Below are 16,251 nucleotides of genomic sequence, written 5' to 3'. Positions count from 1 at the left end.
ACCGGAAGCGTCAGAAGGCGTTCCAAGGATTCGGGGGTCTCTCCCGTCATCTGCGGACAAGATTTTCATCGAGGGCGGTCGTCGTCTGCGGCCGTTCCTTTTGGGTTCCACAAGTCAGACTAAACAGCAGGAACTGGCGAACTATGTTCGATTTCAAGAAGACCAACATCCTCCTGGCCATGGCCGCCGCCGGCGTTCTTATGGCCGGTACGCCGGTTCTCGCGCAGGATGCTCCCGCCGCCGCTCCGGCCGCCGCAGCCGCCGCTCCGGCCGCTGACGCCGCCGCACCCGCCGCTGCTCCGGCTGCCGAAGCCGAGCCCGCTGCAGAAGGCGGCCACGGCAAGCTGACCCCGGCCAGCATGTTCATGGAAGCCGACCCGGTCGTTAAGGTCGTTATGATCGGCCTCGTCCTGGCCTCGGTGTTCTCGTGGGTTCTGCTCCTCATCAAGATGTTCGAGTTCGGTGCCCTGAACCGCAAGACCGACCAGTTCCTCGAAAGCTTCCGCCAGGCCCGCACCATCGCGGACATGCGCAAGGTGGCAACGTCGGACGAGTTCGACGGTAACCCGCTGGCCGACATGGCCGCCGCGGCGACCGACGAAATCGAACTGTCGCGTCAGGCTGGCCTCTCGGTCACCGGCGATCACGCTGACTCGGCCCTGGCGCGCGCCCAGCACGCTGTCGGTGCCGTTCAGGCCGGCCTTGCCAAGCGCCTCTCGGGTGGCCAGCAGTTCCTGGCCTCGACCGGTTCGACCGGCCCGTTCGTGGGTCTGTTCGGTACGGTTTACGGGATCATGAACTCCTTCATCGGCATCGCGAACACCAACACGACCAACCTGGCCGTCGTCGCCCCCGGTATCGCCGAGGCGCTGCTGGCCACCGGTATCGGCCTCTTCGCCGCTATCCCGGCGGTTATCTTCTACAACTACTTCAACACCCGCATCTCGGCGTACGGCACCCGTTCGGACGGTTTCTCGGCCGAGCTGACCAACGCCATCTCGCGTAACCTCGACAAGGGAGCGTAAGCCCGATGGCCGCCAAACTTTCCGGCGGCGGGGGCGGCAAGTACCAGGTTGAGCAGAACAGCGAAATCAACGTTACGCCATTCGTTGATATCATGCTTGTTCTGCTCATCATCTTCATGGTGGCGGCCCCTCTTGCCGCACCGTCCGTTGAGGTGAAGCTGCCGCGTGCCGTTGCTCCGCTCGCTCCAAACCCACCGACGCCGATCTATATTTCGATCACCGCCGATGGTCAGGCCTATCTTGGCGACGGTGCCCTCGAACTGGACCAGATCGGTTCGGAGCTTACGGCCCAGATCGGCCGTCGTAGTCCGGCCGACGAACGTATCTTTATCCGGGCGGACAAAGGCACCCGCTACGGCGACTTCATGCAGGTCATGAATTCGCTGCAGGACAACGGCTTCTACAGCGTTGCCCTGGTCGGTGAAGATACGGACGTTCAGTAGGAAACGGTGAGATCATGACAGACATCCAATATCACCGTTCCAGATACGATGCGCCGAAGGCCAAGGGTTTGTTCGGGGTTCCCCCGGGCGTCCTTCTGGCCAGCATCCTGGTCGTCAGCATCCTGTTCTCGATCCTGGCGTTCTACTTCATCAACGCCCAGTTCAAGCTGCGGGAAATCAACTACTCGGACGAGTCGGTGGATGTGGAGCTGATTGAGCCCATCCCGCCGCCGCCTCCGCCGCCGCCGCCGCCTCCGCCGGACACGCCCCCGCCGCCCAAGCTGCAGGTGCGTCCCCCGGTCGCGGTGCCGAACGCGCCGCCGCCGCCGATGACCCTGCCGATCGAGCCGACGAAGAAGGAAGACCGTGTCGAGTACCGTGGTCCCCCGGTTATCGTCCCCGGTCCGCCGCCGCCGCCGGCTCCGCCTCCGCCGCGTCCTTCGGTCGTGACGAACCCGAGCTGGGGTCGCCAGGTTCTTCCGGAATATCCGGAGCGGGCAGCCGCCCGTGGCGTCGAGGGTATCTCCTCGGTCCGCGTCAGCTGTGGTCTGCAACCGAGTGGCAGCCTGACGGATTGTCGGGTGGTCTCGGAAGATCCGGAAGGCATGGGCTTCGGTGCCGCCGCCCTCGCAGCCGCCCGCCGCTCGCGGGTGACTCCGGGTACGGTTGACGGTGCCGCTGTCGGTGCCCGGGTGGAATGGACCGTCCGGTTCCGTCCGCCTCCGCCGGAGTGATCCGACAGATCCAGAACAAGTCAGCGCCCCGGAGGTCCGCCTCCGGGGCGTTTTCTTTTGGGGGCGCGGCTGGAACGGCAGGGCAGGCGACGGGGCGTCCTGACGACAGACGGGCACAATCCCATATCCGTCTTGATCGGCGCCCGAGACCCCGCTAGACACGCCGCTCGCGAGAGTGCGCCGCCTTAGCTCAGTTGGTTAGAGCGCCGGTTTGTGGAGCCGGAGGTCCTCAGTTCAAGCCTGAGAGGCGGTACCATCTTCCATCAGTCGTCAGCCTGAGGCACCCCGGACCGGGGTGGCCTGCCGAAGCCCCGGGCCTTATGCTTGAGGGTCAGCCGGGGATGGTGGGATGTCGGCGCCCGGATGTCTTCGCCGGAGGCCGGTCACGGGCCCATCAAGCCTGGCGAGCGCCTCCGAGGCCGCCAGATAGCCGGCGGCGACGCCGACGTCGAAACCCTTCCAGTCGCGGATATCCAGCCGGTCCGGCGTCGGCTGGATCAACAGATCCGTGGCCGCGCGCGAACTCTCGATATCGGCATCCGTGGTCAGGGTGGCCGAGCGCATCAGGATGGAGACGATGGGCGGACCGCGTCGCCAGGCGCCGGTCACGATCAGCCGCCAGATCGACGGCGGGTGCTCGATCAGGTCAGGATCGACGCCGCGGGCCTCGGACATGTCGACGCCGATGATCGGGCCGCTGTGCATCTGGCGCATGACCTCGGTCGGCAGGTTCTTCAGGACGGCGCCGTCGACGAGCACCTGACCGTCGATGACGATGGGTGGCAGCAGGCCGGGAATGGCGATCGAGGCCCGCATGGCGCGGCGCATCAGGCCCCGCCTGTGAACCTCGATCCGGCCGCTGGTCAGATTGGTCGAGACCGCAAAGAACGGGATCACCAGATCGGCGAGATCGGTCTCGCCATAGGCCTCGAACAGCAGGCGATCGACCTTCCTGGCCCGGGTCATGGCCAGGATCGGGAAGGCCAGGTCCGAAAGCGGATCGCTCTCGACGAAGGATTTGTGGATGCGGGCTTCCAGCTCTTCCTGCGACCAGCCCATCGCCGGACCGGCAGCGATCACCGCACCCATCGACGAGCCGCCGACGAAATCGATCGGCACCCCTGCCTCATGCAGGGCTCTGAGCGCGCCGAGATGGGCATAGGCCCGGGCGCCGCCGCCCGACATGACGACCCCGACGGCCGAGCCGGTGATGACGCGTGCCATGCGATCGGCGTCGGCCTTGTCCCCCTCGACCGCCTGGAACCAGCGGCCGGGCTGGATGGAGTCGAGCCAGACCGCCGTATTGGCCGGCCGGGCCATATGGGGTTCGCGCAGCAGGATGAGGTCGGTGCGGCGCTGGGCGTCCAGCACGCCCGCATGCGGCATGGGCCGGTTGGGCGGGGCCATCAGGCTGTTGCCGACCACGAACAGCCGGTCGACCTGCCGTGCGCAGAGGGCGGCCCAGGCGGCCTCCTCCATTTCGGCGACATAGAGGACGAAGTCGTGGGCGTCCTCGACCCGGCTGAACCACTCGGCGGCCGAGGCGAGGGCGGTCTGGTCGATGACCTGGCAGGTGAAGCCTTCCGCCTCTATCGCTGCGGCGATCCGCTCGACGAAGGCGCGGATCGGGCGAGGGCGGGCCGATATGAAGCCGAACACGCTGGGCTCGCCGCCGCCGGAGCGTCGGTCGCGGGCGCGCTGGATCATCAGCCGGGACAGCTCGACCATCAGGTCCGGCTCGGTCCGCGCGGCCTCGAAGAAGGCGTCGCGGGGCAGGGCCAGAACCTCGCAGTCGCGCAGGGCGACGACGTCGGCGGTGTGTTCGGTCCCGGCCAGCATGGCCATTTCGCCGGCGGGCTCACCGGGCCGGATGACGCCGACGAACTGGGGCGGCCGGGCCTCGCCGTGATCGCGGCGGAACACGCCCAGACGGCCGCTGCGCAGCAGATAGAGGGTATCGGCGGCGTCGCCCTCGGCGAACAGGGTCTCGCCGCCGGTCAGGGCGAACCAGCTGGCACGCGTGGTCTTTCCGCCCTCGAAGATACGATGCAGGGCGTCTTCCAGCCGGTCGGAGCGGGGGGAGGGCATGGGGGGCGTAGGGATTAGGGATTAGGGATTAGGGATCAGGATGTGGGGCTGATGGCGGGGAAGTCGAACTTACGAGCTGCAATCGTCGCAGCAAGCGCCCCTAATCCCTAATCCCTAATCCCTATAAGCCCTAAGCCCTAAGCCCTACGACCCCTACCACGCCCCCATCTCCCGCAACCGCTTGGCCAGATCCTCCGGCACCTCGCCCGCATCGAGGGTCGACAGGTCGGGCGGGGCGTCCTTGGGTTCCAGATAGCGCCAGCCCTGGAAGGGGCGGCGGGCCTGGGGGGCGGTGCGGATGACCTCGGGCGACAGGGTGATGTGGCACATCGAGGCCTTGCCCTCGCCCCGGGTGACGATGTCGAGGATCGGCATCCGGCAGGTCACCGAACCCTTCATCACCCAGTAGAGTGAACCGCCGTCTTCCAGCTCCGCCGCGCGCTTGGGGGTCATGCGGGTGTGGACGGTCAGCCACTCGCCCTTGGCGGCACGGCGCTCCAGCGTCTCCACCCTGGCGACGCCGACGCAGAGCTTGATCATGTGGAGCGACGTCATTGAGGCGAAGCGTTCGCCTCGACGGTCGCCAGCACCGCATCCGCCGCCACCTGATCGCCGACCGAGACGCCGATCTCGCCGACCACGCCGTCGAAGGGGGCGACGAGGGCGTGCTCCATCTTCATGGCCTCCAGCACCACGACGGGCTGGCCTTTGGTGACGGTGTCGCCGGGTTTGGCGGGGGTGGCGACGATCTTGCCGGGCATGGGGGCGCGGAGGGCGCCGTCGGAGGCGGGGCCGGTACCGCCGCTGCCGGACAGCGGCGGCCGGTCGAAGAACTCGAAGGCGCCGCCTCGCTCAAAGCCTACGATTGAAGAACCCGTCAGGATGGTGGTTCGCAGATACTTTGCGGCTTCAGCCGGATGAACCTCCTGAGCACCCGCAGCGGTCCACAGCTGCACCGCCGTGCGCGGTTTGGCGTTGAGCCGGAATCCCTTGGCTCCAGCCAGGGAAGACCAGGCTGAACTTCTCTCGTTGCCGGGCGGGTCGCGATCCAGGGCGTGGTTGGCCACTTCCGCGAGGAGCGTTTCTGATGGTTCGGTGACGACGAGGCTCTGCTCTTCCGCTCCGATGAACCCCGTATCCACGTCGCCGGAAACGAACCGCGGGTGTTTCAGGCATCGCACCAGAAACCCTGCATTCGTCCTGACCGGCCAGACCTCAACTTCGGCGCAGACAGACGCGAGTGCGTCCGCCGCCTCCGTCCGCGTGCTGCGATGCACGATCAGCTTGGCGATCATCGGATCGTAGAACTGACTGACCTCGCCGCCTTGCTCGACGCCGGTGTCGATCCGGAGGCGGCGGTAGTTGGGCAGTTTGAAATGCTCCAGCCGCCCAATGCTCGGCAGGAAGCCGTTGGCGGGGTCCTCGGCATAGAGGCGGGCCTCCATGGCCCAGCCGTTCAGCCCGATCTCGTCCTGTTTCAGCGGCATGGGCTCGCCGGCGGCGACGCGGAACTGCCATTCGACCAGATCGACACCGGTGACGGCCTCGGTGACCGGATGTTCGACCTGCAGCCGGGTGTTCATCTCCATGAACCAGATGCGGTCGGCCTTCAGCCCTTCCGAGGCGTCGGCGATGAATTCGATGGTGCCGGCGCCCTCGTAGTTCACGGCCTTCGCGGCCTTGATGGCGGCGTCGGTGACGGCCTTGCGGGTGGCGGCGTCCATGCCGGGGGCGGGGGCCTCCTCGATCACCTTCTGGTGGCGGCGCTGCAGGGAGCAGTCGCGCTCATACAGATGGACGACGGTGCCGTGCGTGTCCCCGAACACCTGCACCTCGATGTGGCGCGGGCGGGTGATGTATTTCTCGATCAGGACGCGGGGGTCGCCGAAGGAGGACTGGCCCTCGCGCTGGGCCGAGGCGAGGCCGTCGGCGAAATCCTCGGCCCGGTCGACCTTCTTCATCCCCTTGCCGCCGCCGCCGGCGACAGCCTTGATCAGCACCGGATAGCCGATGGCGTCGGCCTCGGTCTGCAGGCGGGCCAGCGACTGGTCCTCACCGAGATAGCCGGGGGTGACGGGCACGCCGGCCGCGATCATCAGGGATTTGGCAGCATCCTTCAGCCCCATGGCGCGGATGGCGGCGGGCGGCGGGCCGATCCAGACCAGGCCGGCGGCCATGACGGCCTCGGCGAAGTCGGCATTCTCGGACAGGAAGCCGTAGCCGGGATGGATAGCCTCGGCGCCCGTGGCCCTGGCGGCGGCGAGCACCTTCGCCGCGTCCAGATAGGACTCGCGCGCCGGGGCCGGGCCGATCAGGACGGCCTCATCGGCCTCGCGGACATGCAGGGCCTTCGCATCGGCCTCGGAATAGACGGCGATAGTCCGGATGCCCATGCGGCGGGCGGTGCGGAACACGCGACAGGCGATCTCGCCACGATTGGCGACCAGGACGGAGGTGAACATGGGAACGGTTGTAGAGGTGGCTAGTGGCTAGTGGCTAGTGGCTAGTGGGCGGCTGGCACATGGCCGGCCGCGACTGACGGTGTGTTTCTTCGCTCGAAACGTCGCGGCCATCGTTGGCCACTAGCCACTAGCCACTAATCACCAGCCACTTCTTCTACTCCGCCCAGCGCGGCTTGCGCTTCTCCAGGAAGGCGTTGACGCCCTCCTGGCCCTCGGGCGAGACGCGGGCGCGGGCGATGCGTTTGGCGGTCTCTTCCATCAGGCCGTGGTCGATACGCTGGCCGGTGACATGGTTCACCAGCCGCTTTGCGTCGCCGACGGCGCCCGGTGCACAGGCCTTCATGCGGTCGGTGAAGCCGGCGATGAAGCCGTCGATCTGGTCGGCGCTGTCCAGCACCTGGCCGACCAGGCCGAAACCCATGGCCGCGTCTGCGTCGAACAGGTCTGCGGTCATGAACAGGGCGCGTGCCGTGCGGGCCCCCAGGGCCTCGATGACATAGGGGGCGATGGTCGCCGGGATCAGGCCCAGTTTGACCTCGGAGAAGGCGAATTTGGTTCCCTTGACCGCCACGGCCATGTCGCAGGCCGCGACGATGCCCGCCCCGCCGCCCATGGCCGCGCCCTCGACGATGGCGCAGGTCAGGGCCGGGATCTCGTGCAGGGCCTTGAGCATCTTCGCCAGCCCCATGGCGTCGTCGCGGTTGTCGCTTTCGGACCAGCGGACGGCGTCGGCCATCCAGGCCAGGTCGGCCCCGGCGCTGAACGTCCCGCCGGCCCCACGGATGAAGACCACGCGCACATGGTCCGCGCCCTGCAGGGTCTCGAAGGCCTCATAGAGGGCGGCGATGGTCGGCGCATCGAAGGCGTTGCGCCGGTCCGGACGGTTGATGGTGATGAAGACCACACCGTCAGCGGTGGAGTCGATCCGGACCAGATCGTCATTGGCGTCCGGTGCCGGATCGGTCAGCAGCGGATGGGCGATCGCGTTGATCTCGGCGGCCTCGCCCGGGGTGATGTCGAGGGCGTTCAATTCGGCGTCGGTCGGCTGGCTCATGGCAGGTCCTCTTGAGGCTGTGCGTCTCTAACGCATCACCCGGCAAATCGCATTGCTCTGCCTCAAAGATCACAGTTATCTTGACAGGAGAACGCGGTTCGTTTTGATGACTGAAAGGTTAATCAGGGTCGTCCCAGGGACGAAATCTCCGCATGTCGCAGGCATCCGCCCCCCGCCATCGCAACCCGGCCCGGCTGACGCCGGCCAAGTCGAAACTGGCCGCCGAGATTCGCGAGCAGCTCAGGGCCCAGGGCGGGGCTGCGCATCGCGATGTGGTCATCGGGCGCATCCTGCAGAGCAGGGGCGTCCAGGGTCCGGCCGCGGAACGCACCCGTCGCGCCCTGCTGTCGGCTTTCGAACTGCACAGGAACCCGACCCCGGACAGCGAAGCGCCGCGCCTGTTCGACCTGCCGCTCGGCCCGGACTCCTACCGCTGGGCGCTGGACGAGCCGGTGCGGCCGACGATTACATTCTGAACACGCCGAACGTCGTCTCCGGGATCGGGGCGTTCAGGCTGGCCGAGATGGCCAGTCCCAGCACATCGCGCGTCTGAACCGGGTCGATGACGCCGTCGTCCCAGAGGCGGGCGGTGGCGTACCAGGGACTGCCTTCATCCTCGTATTTCTGACGGATCGGGGCCTTGAAGGCCTCGGCCTGGTCCGGGGTCCAGCTGTCGGCGTCGCGGTGGACGGTGGCCAGGACGGCCGCAGCCTGCTCGCCGCCCATGACGCTGATCCGGCTGTTGGGCCAGGTGAACAGGAAGCGCGGGGCGAAGGCGCGGCCGCACATGCCGTAGTTGCCGGCCCCGAAGCTGCCGCCGATCAGGACGGTGAATTTGGGCACCTCGGCCGAGGAGACGGCGGTGACCAGCTTGGCCCCGTTCTTGGCGATGCCCTCGGCCTCGTATTTGCCGCCGACCATGAAGCCCGAGATGTTCTGCAGGAAGACCAGCGGGATCTTCCGCTTGCAGGCCAGTTCGATGAAATGGGCCCCCTTGAGGGCGCTCTCGGAGAACAGCACGCCGTTGTTGGCCAGGATGGCGACCGGATAACCCCAGATGCGGGCGAAGCCGCAGACCAGGGTGGTGCCGTACAGGGCCTTGAACTCGTCGAACTCCGAGCCGTCGACCAGCCGTGCGATGACCTCGCGCACGTCATAGGGGGCGCGGACATCGTCGGGGATCAGGCCGTACAGCTCCCCGGCGTCGAAGGCGGGGGGGCGGGGTTCACGGACGTCCATCTCGACCGACTTCACCGTGTTCAGACTGTCGACGATGGTGCGGACGATCTCGAGCGCGTGTTCGTCATTCTCGGCGACATAGTCGACGACGCCGGACCTGCGGCCATGGGTCTCGGACCCGCCCAGCTCCTCGGCCGAGATGACCTCGCCCGTGGCGGCCTTCACCAGCGGCGGGCCGGCCAGGAAGATGGTGCCCTGGTTGCGGACGATGACGCTCTCGTCCGACATGGCCGGGACATAGGCGCCGCCGGCGGTGCAGGAGCCCATCACACAGGCGATCTGGGGGATCGACTTAGCCGACATCCGCGCCTGGTTGAAGAAGATGCGACCGAAATGGTCGCGGTCCGGGAAGACCTCGGCCTGGTGAGGCAGGTTGGCCCCGCCGGAATCGACCAGATAGACGCAGGGCAGGCGGTTCTGCTCGGCGATCTCCTGGGCCCGCAGGTGCTTTTTCACCGTCATCGGGAAATAGGCGCCGCCCTTCACCGTCGGGTCATTGGCGACGATCATGACCTCGCGGCCCGAGACCCGGCCGATGCCGCAGATCATGCCCGCGCCGGGGGCGCCGTCAGGGTCCCTGGCATCGCCATACATGCCGTTGGCGGCCAGCTGGCCGATCTCGAGGAAGGGCGAGCCGGGGTCCAGCAGCCGTTCGACCCGGTCGCGGGGCAGCAGCTTGCCGCGTGAGACGTGGCGGTCGCGGCTGGCGTCCGATCCGCCCCGCGCGGCCTTCGCCACCCGCGCGTGCAGTTCGTCGCGGAGGGCCCGATTGTGGGCGTCGAGCGCCTTGAAGGCGGGGCTGTGCGGGTCGATAGCGGAGGTCAGCTTGGGCATGCGGCTGGTTTAAGCGGGTTCGCGGGCGCGGGAAAGGTGGAGCGCGCCTTCGGTCGACGCACGCGGGTCCGGCGAGGCTGGTTCATCACAAAGGCCACGAAGGAGGCACGAAGGTCACCAAGAGAGCGAGCGAGTGGCGCCGCAGGCGTTCCAATGTGGAGGACTTGATGGCGCTCCGCGCGATCCGTGCCCAGGCCCCTTCGTGTTCTTCGTGCCTCCTTCGTGGCCTTTGTGATGAACCAGCCCGGCGCCACCGCCTCTGCGCTGTGCGAGCATGGCCCGCCTTATGCCGTCGCGAAGCAAATCCGGTTGACGCGGAACCTGTGCCATGGCCTGTCCCGCCTCCCATGATCGGCTTCAACGTCCAGACCCGCGCGACCCTGAAGGACCTGCTGCAACTCGCGTGGCCGGTGGTGCTGGCACGCATCGGCATCATGACCATGGGTCTGACCGACGCGATCGTGGTCGGCAATTTCGCCAGCCGGGAACTGGCCTTCCACTCGCTGGCCTGGGCCCCCCATTCGATCATCGTGGTCACGGCCGTCGGCCTGCTGTTCGGCGTGCAGGTGATGACCGCGCGCGTGCTGGGCGAGGGCCGGCGCGAAGAGGTCGGAGCGGTGTTGCGGCGCGGGCTGGCCTATTCGCTGCAGCTCGGGGTGGCGGCCTGTATCGCCCTGATCTTCATCGGCCCATGGGCACTGGGCCAGATGAATCTGGAGGCGGGACTGGCGGAAGGGGCAGGGCCGGCACTGATCGTGCTGGCGCTTTCGATGCCCGCCTATCTGGTTTCGGTGGCGGCCCAGTTCTTCCTGGAGGCCCTGGGCAGGCCCAAGCCGGGCATGGTCGCGATGTGGGTCGCCAACGGGGTGAACCTGGCGCTGAACCTCCTGCTGGTGCCGGACCTGCTGGGGATAGGGCTGGATGGAGCGATCGCATCCTGCTGGGCGACGTTCTGCGCGCGTGCGGCCCTGGCGATCTTCCTCTTGACCTATATCGCCCGCCTGCCCGAGGCGCGGGCGCTGGGCGTGTTCAGGCGGCCCCGGCCCGACCCGGCTGCGGCGCGTGAGCAGCGCAAGATCGGCTATGGTGGCGGCTCCTCCTATTTCATCGAGGTCACGGCCTTTGCGGCGATGACCTTCTTCGCCGGCCAGCTCGGCACCAACGAAACAGCGGCCTGGGCGATCGTCCTCAATGTCTCGGCCATCGTCTTCATGGTCCCCATGGGGATGTCGTCGGCGACGGCTGTGCTCGTGGGCCGGGCGCACGGCGCGGGCGACGGTCGTGCCGTCCTGAGGGCGGGGCTGGTCGGTATCGGTGTGGTGACGGCCCTGACCCTGATCGTGGCCGTGATCGTCTGGCCGTCGGCGGGTCTGATGGTCAGTGCCTATAACCGCGATCCGGTTCTGCTGGCCATCGCAGCGCCTGCTCTGGTGCTGGCGACGCTGTTCTTCGTGGCCGACGGGATCCAGGTGGTGGCGGCCCAGGCGAACCGGGCCGCGGGCGACGTCTGGTGGCCCACTATCATGCATTTCGTCGCCTACGGCGGGATCATGATGCCGCTCGGCTGGTGGCTGGCGCATACGCTGGGCGTCAACGGCCTGGTCTGGGCCGTGATCGTGGCCAGCCTTGTGTCGTCGGTGCTGCTGACGGCGCGGTTCGTGCGGGTGGCGCGGCGGCTGGCACCGCAGGGATTGGGGATTATGGATTAGGGATTAGGGGGCATCGGGGTTGCGATGTCCTCAAGCACTCGCCACTAACCATGGCCAATCCCTGATCCCTCATCCCTGATCCCTGGCCTCTATGTCCCGCATCCTCATCACCTCGGCCCTGCCGTACATCAACGGCATCAAGCATCTGGGGAACCTCGCCGGGTCGATGCTGCCGGCGGACGTCTATGCGCGGTTCAAGCGGGCGCAGGGGCATGAGGTGCTCTACATCTGCGCCACGGACGAACACGGCACACCGGCCGAGCTGGCCGCTGCGGCCGCCGGTCAGGACGTGCGCACCTATTGCGACGAACAGCATGAGGTCCAGAAGGCGGCGGGTCAGGCCTTCGGCCTCAGCTACGACTGGTTCGGCCGGTCGTCGAACGCGCCCAACCAGCGGCTGACCCAGCATTTCGCCGCGGTTCTGGAGAAGAACGGCCTGATCGAGGAGCGGGTCGACCGGATGATCTATTCCGTCGACGACGCCCGCTTCCTGCCCGACCGCTACGTCGAGGGCACCTGCCCGCATTGCGGCCATGTCGGTGCGCGGGGCGACCAATGCGACAACTGCGGGCGGCTGCTGGACCCGACCGATCTGATCGATCCGTACTCGGCGGTGTCGGGCTCGCGCAATCTCGAGGTCCGGGACACGCGGCACCTGTATCTGCTGCAGACCAAGCTGGCGGACCGGATCCGGGCGTGGATCGGCTCGAAGCATGACTGGCAGACGTTGGCGCGCTCGATCGCGCTGAAGCATCTCGACGAGGGGCTGATCGACCGGGGGATCACCCGCGACCTGAAATGGGGTGTGCCGGTGGTGGGTCCCGACGGCGGCCCGCGGCCGGGGATGGAGGGCAAGGTCTTCTATGTCTGGTTCGACGCCCCCATCGAATACATCGGCGCGACCGAGGAGTGGGCCGAGGCGACCGGGACCACCTGGCGCGACTGGTGGCGGACGGACGAGGGGGCGGACGACGTCCGCTACGTCCAGTTCATGGGCAAGGACAATGTCGCCTTCCACACCGTCAGCTTCCCGGCCACCATCCTCGGCTCGGGCGAGCCCTGGAAGACGGTGGATACGCTCAAGGCCTTCAACTGGTTGAACTGGTACGGCGGCAAATTCTCGACCAGCCAGAAGCGCGGCGTCTTCATGGACCAGGCGCTGGAACTGCTGCCCGCCGACTACTGGCGCTGGCACCTGACGGCCTACGGGCCCGAGCATTCCGACGCGGCCTTCACCTGGGAGCAGTTCCAGTCGACGACCAACAAGGACCTGGCCGATGTGCTGGGCAATTTCGTCAACCGGATCGTCAAATTTGCCGAGAGCAAATTCGACGGTGTCGTGCCGGATGCGGGCGAGCCGGGGCCGCTGGAGGTGAAGCTGGAGGCCGACCTGCGCGCCGGCATCGCCGAGGCCACGGCGCAGTTCGAGGCGATGGAGTTTCGCAAGGCCGCCGTGGCCCTGCGCGCCGTCTGGGTGCTGGGCAATGAATATCTGCAGGAAGCCGCGCCCTGGACGGCCTTCAAGACCGATGTCGAGCGGTCGGCGGTCGGCGTGCGCACCGGCCTGAACCTGGTCGCCCTGTTCGCCCGTCTGGCAGCGCCGGTGATGCCGCATTCGGCGGTGAAGATCGGGGCCGCCGTCGGGGCGACAGACCTGAGCTGGCCGACGGCGGATGAGCCTCTGCTGGACGCCCTGCCGCGGGGTCAGACGGTCGCGGCAGCGGGGGTGCTGTTCACCAAGATCGAGGACACGCAGGTGGCCGAGTGGTCCGAACGCTTCGGCGGCGCGGACGCCTGACCATGGATCGGTCGGCCGCCCTCGTCAGGCTGCTGGCCGGGGATCAGGCCGAGGATCGCGCGGTGTCGGCGGGCGAGCCCGCCTGGGTCGCCCTGCGAGCGCGGGACCGGGCACGCCGCGAAGCGGTCATGGCCCTGCTGGCGGAGGGCTGGCCGGAGGATGCGGACGCCCTCCATGCCGCCGCCTGGATCCTGAACCACGGCGATCTGTCGGAGGAGGCCGCCCTTGGCAGCCGTCTGGCCGCCCGGGCAGCGGCGCTGGGCCATACCGGCGCGCGCTGGCTGGCGGCGGCTGCGCTGGACCGGTCGCTGATGTATGCCGGTCTGCCCCAGAAATACGGCACCAATATCGTGCCCGACGGCGTCGGCTGGCGGCTCTGGGACGTCGATCCGGCGACCACGGACGCCGAGCGTCTGGCCAATGACGTCCCGCCCCTTGCCGATATGCAGGCGCGTGCGGCGGCAATCACCGCGCCCCAGCCCGACCCGGCCCTTGCGCCGGACTGGCTCAGGTCGGCGATGCGCCGCTGGGGGACGCTGCCGCCGGAGTGACCGTCACCGGTGGCGGTGCCTCAGAGGCAGGCTCGGCGGGCAGACCCTTCAGGAATTTGGCCTTCTCCTTCTCGCTGATGTCGAGGAAGGCCGGGGCCGAGGCGTTGAAGGCGTCCATCCGGTCGGTCCGCACGATCACCGACCGCGCGCCGTCCCAGATCATGTGCACGGCGACATAGAGGACGATGACCAGGCCGACGTAGCCGATCCAGCGGTGTTTGGTCAGCAGCTTGGCGATGAAGGTCGCGGCCACACCCATCAGGGCGATCGACAGGACCAGGCCGAAGACCATGATCCAGGGATGCTCATGCGCGGCACCGGCGACGGCCAGGACGTTGTCCAGCGACATGGTGACGTCGGCGATCATGATCTGGATCAGGGCGGCGGCGAAGGTCTTTCGCGGGATGCCCAGGGCCTCGGGCGGCGGGCCTCCGCCGTGGTGGGCGGACAGGGCGGTTTCCAGCTCGGCCTCGGCCTCGGCCTGGTCGTGCGTCCTCTGCTCCTGCAGTTCGCGCCACATCTTCCAGCAGACCCACAACAGCAGGATGCCGCCCGCGAGCAGCAGGCCGATGATGGCCAGCAGCTGCACGGTGATCAGGGCGAAGCCGATGCGCAGGATGACGGCCGCGGCCAGGCCGATGAGGATGGCCTTCTTGCGCTGCTCGGGGGCGAGGGCGGCGGCCGCCAGGCCGACGGCCACGGCATTGTCGCCGGCCAGCACCAGATCGATCATCAGAACCTGGCCGAGGGCTGCGGCCTGGCTGGCGAATTCGGGAGACGAGAGGAATTCCATGACGCGCGTCTAGGGCAGGGGGTGGGGCAGGATCAAGCGATGATCGGCAAGGCGGTCACGACCGCTGCTTCCGGTTGGCCTCATAAAGGGCCACAGCGGCGGCATTCGAGACGTTGAGGCTCTCGAACCCGCCGGGCATCGGAATCTTCGCCAGCACATCGCAATGCTCCGCCACCAGCCGGCGAATGCCGTCGCCTTCCGAGCCCATGACCAGGACGGTCGGGCGGTCGTCGAGGGCCTGTTCCAGCGTCAGCTCGGCCGAGCCGTCGAGGCCGACGGCCCGCCAGCCCATGTCGGCGAGGGTTTCAAGCGCCCGGCTGAGATTGGTCACGCGGGCGCAGGGCAGACGTTCTGTGGCCCCTGCCGAGGCCTTGGCCAGGGCCCCGGCGAGGGCGGGTGAGTGGCGGTCCTGCACGACGATGCCTTTCGCGCCGAAGGCCAGGGCCGAACGGAAGATGGCCCCGACGTTCTGGGGATCGGTCAGCTGGTCCAGCATGACAATGACGCCGCCGTCCCCGGCGATGTCCGCCAGCGCCACACCTTCCAGCGGCTGGACCTTGAAGGCCAGACCCTGATGCACCGCGCCGGGCGGCAGCATCCGGTCCAGGGCCTGGGCCTCGATGATTTCGATCCTGTGCCCGTTGGCCAGTTTGTCCCGCTCAAGCTCGGCGGCACGGTCGGCGGTCGCCAGCAGACGGCCCATGCCCTTGCGGGCCGGATTGGCCAGGGCGGCGATGACCGGATGGCGGCCCCAGACGAAATTGTCGGCGTCCGCCTTGGCACGCGACGGGCGCGGCGCGGAATCAGAGAAGGCTTTCGGCTTGGGATTGGGGTTCCAGCCGCCGCGGTCGGGACCGCCCGCAGAGGGGCCCTTGCCACCCCCTCCGGAGCCGCCCGGACGGGTCGCGGACCGGTCCCCGAAGACCGGCTTTTTGCCCGATTTCCGGTCGTTGCGTTCTGGATTTCTCGACACTATAAGACGCCCTCCGATTTGGAGCCCAGAGGGCTTTCGGGTCTGGCGCCCCTCCTAAACCAGGCGACGCGGGACACCGAGAGCTTTTGTTGTTTCGACGACCGAAAGGTTGCCGGCGCATCGGTCCGACGGTTCGAGAACGCGCTGGGGGAATGTCCCGAGCGGCAAAGGGGGGGGACTGTAAATCCCCTGCGTAAGCTTCGCAGGTTCGAGTCCTGCTTCCCCCACCACGCGGTTTCGAAACGACGGTCCGGACCCCATATCGGGTCGGCGGTCGAAGGCTTTCGGGCCCGAGGCCGTCTCCGCGCGGGTATAGTACAATGGTAGTACAGCAGCCTTCCAAGCTGAATATGTCGGTTCGATTCCGTCTACCCGCTCCAGAATTTCGATGATCCACCCGCCCCCTTCCGGGCCACAGGAGTTTTGGCCATGGCCAAGGAAAAGTTCGAACGTAACAAGCCGCACTGCAACATCGGCACGATTGGTCACGTTGACCACGGCAAGACGACGCTGACGGCGGCGATCACGATGACGCTGGCGAAGGCCGG

15 protein-coding genes and 3 tRNA genes are annotated in these 16,251 nt (G+C 67.7%); 11 read left to right on the top strand and 7 right to left on the bottom strand.

Going from position 1 to position 16,251, the window contains the following annotated elements; translation table 11 throughout:
* Positions 1 to 143: 143 nt before the first annotated feature.
* The 4 genes from exbB to Q0053_RS01660 all read left to right on the top strand — a co-directional run bounded on the left by exbB (position 144) and on the right by Q0053_RS01660 (position 2,458).
* Positions 144 to 1,025, top strand: coding sequence for a tonB-system energizer ExbB (gene exbB / locus Q0053_RS01675; protein ID WP_298095128.1), 882 nt, complete (start codon positions 144 to 146; stop codon positions 1,023 to 1,025).
* Between the two features lie 5 nt (positions 1,026 to 1,030).
* Positions 1,031 to 1,468, top strand: coding sequence for a biopolymer transporter ExbD (locus tag Q0053_RS01670; protein ID WP_298095125.1), 438 nt, complete (start codon positions 1,031 to 1,033; stop codon positions 1,466 to 1,468).
* Positions 1,469 to 1,482: 14 nt separating this feature from the next.
* Positions 1,483 to 2,202 carry an energy transducer TonB gene (locus tag Q0053_RS01665; RefSeq protein ID WP_298095123.1) on the top strand — a complete coding sequence of 240 codons (720 nt, stop codon included), beginning with the start codon at positions 1,483 to 1,485 and terminating at the stop codon, positions 2,200 to 2,202.
* A 179-nt stretch (positions 2,203 to 2,381) separates the two neighbouring features.
* Positions 2,382 to 2,458: transfer RNA gene (locus Q0053_RS01660), tRNA-His, on the top strand.
* A 62-nt stretch (positions 2,459 to 2,520) separates the two neighbouring features.
* Here the strand turns inward: Q0053_RS01660 and Q0053_RS01655 are convergent.
* The 4 genes from Q0053_RS01655 to Q0053_RS01640 all read right to left on the bottom strand — a co-directional run bounded on the left by Q0053_RS01655 (position 2,521) and on the right by Q0053_RS01640 (position 7,806).
* Positions 2,521 to 4,290 carry a patatin-like phospholipase family protein gene (locus tag Q0053_RS01655; RefSeq protein WP_298095119.1) on the bottom strand — a complete coding sequence of 590 codons (1,770 nt, stop codon included), beginning with the start codon at positions 4,288 to 4,290 and terminating at the stop codon, positions 2,521 to 2,523.
* Positions 4,291 to 4,443: 153 nt separating this feature from the next.
* Positions 4,444 to 4,830, bottom strand: coding sequence for a DUF1489 domain-containing protein (locus Q0053_RS01650; RefSeq protein ID WP_298095116.1), 387 nt, complete (start codon positions 4,828 to 4,830; stop codon positions 4,444 to 4,446).
* Between the two features lie 11 nt (positions 4,831 to 4,841).
* Positions 4,842 to 6,752, bottom strand: coding sequence for an acetyl/propionyl/methylcrotonyl-CoA carboxylase subunit alpha (locus tag Q0053_RS01645; protein ID WP_298095114.1), 1,911 nt, complete (start codon positions 6,750 to 6,752; stop codon positions 4,842 to 4,844).
* Between the two features lie 154 nt (positions 6,753 to 6,906).
* Complete coding sequence (locus Q0053_RS01640) at positions 6,907 to 7,806, bottom strand: enoyl-CoA hydratase-related protein (protein ID WP_298095112.1); 900 nt, start codon at positions 7,804 to 7,806, stop codon at positions 6,907 to 6,909.
* A gap of 152 nt (positions 7,807 to 7,958) precedes the next feature.
* Between Q0053_RS01640 and Q0053_RS01635 the strand changes: the two genes are divergently transcribed.
* On the top strand, positions 7,959 to 8,282 hold the full coding sequence (locus tag Q0053_RS01635; protein WP_298095110.1) for a hypothetical protein: 324 nt from the start codon (positions 7,959 to 7,961) through the stop codon (positions 8,280 to 8,282).
* On the opposite strand, the gene Q0053_RS01630 is transcribed toward Q0053_RS01635, so the two are convergent.
* Positions 8,272 to 9,879: a carboxyl transferase domain-containing protein gene (locus tag Q0053_RS01630; protein ID WP_298095107.1), complete on the bottom strand. Its 1,608-nt coding sequence runs from the start codon at positions 9,877 to 9,879 to the stop codon at positions 8,272 to 8,274. The two genes, Q0053_RS01635 and Q0053_RS01630, sit on opposite strands and share 11 nt — an antisense overlap.
* Before the next feature lie 347 nt (positions 9,880 to 10,226).
* Here Q0053_RS01630 and Q0053_RS01625 point away from each other — a divergent pair, with 347 nt between their 5' ends.
* The 3 genes from Q0053_RS01625 (at position 10,227) to Q0053_RS01615 (ending at position 13,937) form a co-directional block, all read left to right on the top strand.
* Positions 10,227 to 11,588 carry an MATE family efflux transporter gene (locus tag Q0053_RS01625; protein WP_298095104.1) on the top strand — a complete coding sequence of 454 codons (1,362 nt, stop codon included), beginning with the start codon at positions 10,227 to 10,229 and terminating at the stop codon, positions 11,586 to 11,588.
* Positions 11,589 to 11,679: 91 nt separating this feature from the next.
* Entirely contained in the window at positions 11,680 to 13,386 is a 1,707-nt protein-coding gene (gene metG, locus Q0053_RS01620; RefSeq protein WP_298095101.1) for a methionine--tRNA ligase, read from the top strand.
* Between the two features lie 2 nt (positions 13,387 to 13,388).
* Entirely contained in the window at positions 13,389 to 13,937 is a 549-nt protein-coding gene (locus Q0053_RS01615; protein ID WP_298095098.1) for a hypothetical protein, read from the top strand.
* Here Q0053_RS01615 and Q0053_RS01610 read toward each other — a convergent pair.
* Complete coding sequence (locus Q0053_RS01610) at positions 13,894 to 14,730, bottom strand: TerC family protein (RefSeq protein ID WP_298095095.1); 837 nt, start codon at positions 14,728 to 14,730, stop codon at positions 13,894 to 13,896. The two genes, Q0053_RS01615 and Q0053_RS01610, sit on opposite strands and share 44 nt — an antisense overlap.
* Before the next feature lie 55 nt (positions 14,731 to 14,785).
* Complete coding sequence (gene rlmB / locus Q0053_RS01605) at positions 14,786 to 15,703, bottom strand: 23S rRNA (guanosine(2251)-2'-O)-methyltransferase RlmB (RefSeq protein ID WP_298095091.1); 918 nt, start codon at positions 15,701 to 15,703, stop codon at positions 14,786 to 14,788.
* Between the two features lie 146 nt (positions 15,704 to 15,849).
* Here rlmB and Q0053_RS01600 point away from each other — a divergent pair.
* The 3 genes from Q0053_RS01600 to Q0053_RS01590 form a co-directional block, all read left to right on the top strand.
* Positions 15,850 to 15,933 (top strand) — tRNA-Tyr (locus Q0053_RS01600).
* A 76-nt stretch (positions 15,934 to 16,009) separates the two neighbouring features.
* Positions 16,010 to 16,083, top strand: a tRNA-Gly gene (locus Q0053_RS01595).
* Positions 16,084 to 16,132: 49 nt separating this feature from the next.
* The coding region (locus Q0053_RS01590) for a GTP-binding protein (protein ID WP_293345763.1) at positions 16,133 to 16,251 on the top strand (119 nt) is incomplete at its 3' end.

The sequence above is a fragment of the Brevundimonas sp. genome, assembly GCF_027487935.1.
In the GTDB taxonomy this organism is placed as follows: domain Bacteria; phylum Pseudomonadota; class Alphaproteobacteria; order Caulobacterales; family Caulobacteraceae; genus Brevundimonas.
This window is presented reverse-complemented; position numbering and strand designations above follow the sequence as displayed.

Coding starts and splice junctions, on each gene's coding strand:
- metG (WP_298095101.1), top strand. CDS start 11,680: ATGTCCCGCATCCTCATCACCTCGGCCCTGCCGTACATCAACGGCATC.
- Q0053_RS01635 (WP_298095110.1), top strand. CDS start 7,959: ATGTCGCAGGCATCCGCCCCCCGCCATCGCAACCCGGCCCGGCTGACG.
- Q0053_RS01650 (WP_298095116.1), bottom strand. CDS start 4,830: ATGATCAAGCTCTGCGTCGGCGTCGCCAGGGTGGAGACGCTGGAGCGC.
- Q0053_RS01615 (WP_298095098.1), top strand. CDS start 13,389: ATGGATCGGTCGGCCGCCCTCGTCAGGCTGCTGGCCGGGGATCAGGCC.
- Q0053_RS01655 (WP_298095119.1), bottom strand. CDS start 4,290: ATGCCCTCCCCCCGCTCCGACCGGCTGGAAGACGCCCTGCATCGTATC.
- Q0053_RS01630 (WP_298095107.1), bottom strand. CDS start 9,879: ATGCCCAAGCTGACCTCCGCTATCGACCCGCACAGCCCCGCCTTCAAG.
- Q0053_RS01640 (WP_298095112.1), bottom strand. CDS start 7,806: ATGAGCCAGCCGACCGACGCCGAATTGAACGCCCTCGACATCACCCCG.
- Q0053_RS01670 (WP_298095125.1), top strand. CDS start 1,031: ATGGCCGCCAAACTTTCCGGCGGCGGGGGCGGCAAGTACCAGGTTGAG.
- Q0053_RS01665 (WP_298095123.1), top strand. CDS start 1,483: ATGACAGACATCCAATATCACCGTTCCAGATACGATGCGCCGAAGGCC.
- Q0053_RS01610 (WP_298095095.1), bottom strand. CDS start 14,730: ATGGAATTCCTCTCGTCTCCCGAATTCGCCAGCCAGGCCGCAGCCCTC.
- exbB (WP_298095128.1), top strand. CDS start 144: ATGTTCGATTTCAAGAAGACCAACATCCTCCTGGCCATGGCCGCCGCC.
- Q0053_RS01645 (WP_298095114.1), bottom strand. CDS start 6,752: ATGTTCACCTCCGTCCTGGTCGCCAATCGTGGCGAGATCGCCTGTCGC.
- Q0053_RS01625 (WP_298095104.1), top strand. CDS start 10,227: ATGATCGGCTTCAACGTCCAGACCCGCGCGACCCTGAAGGACCTGCTG.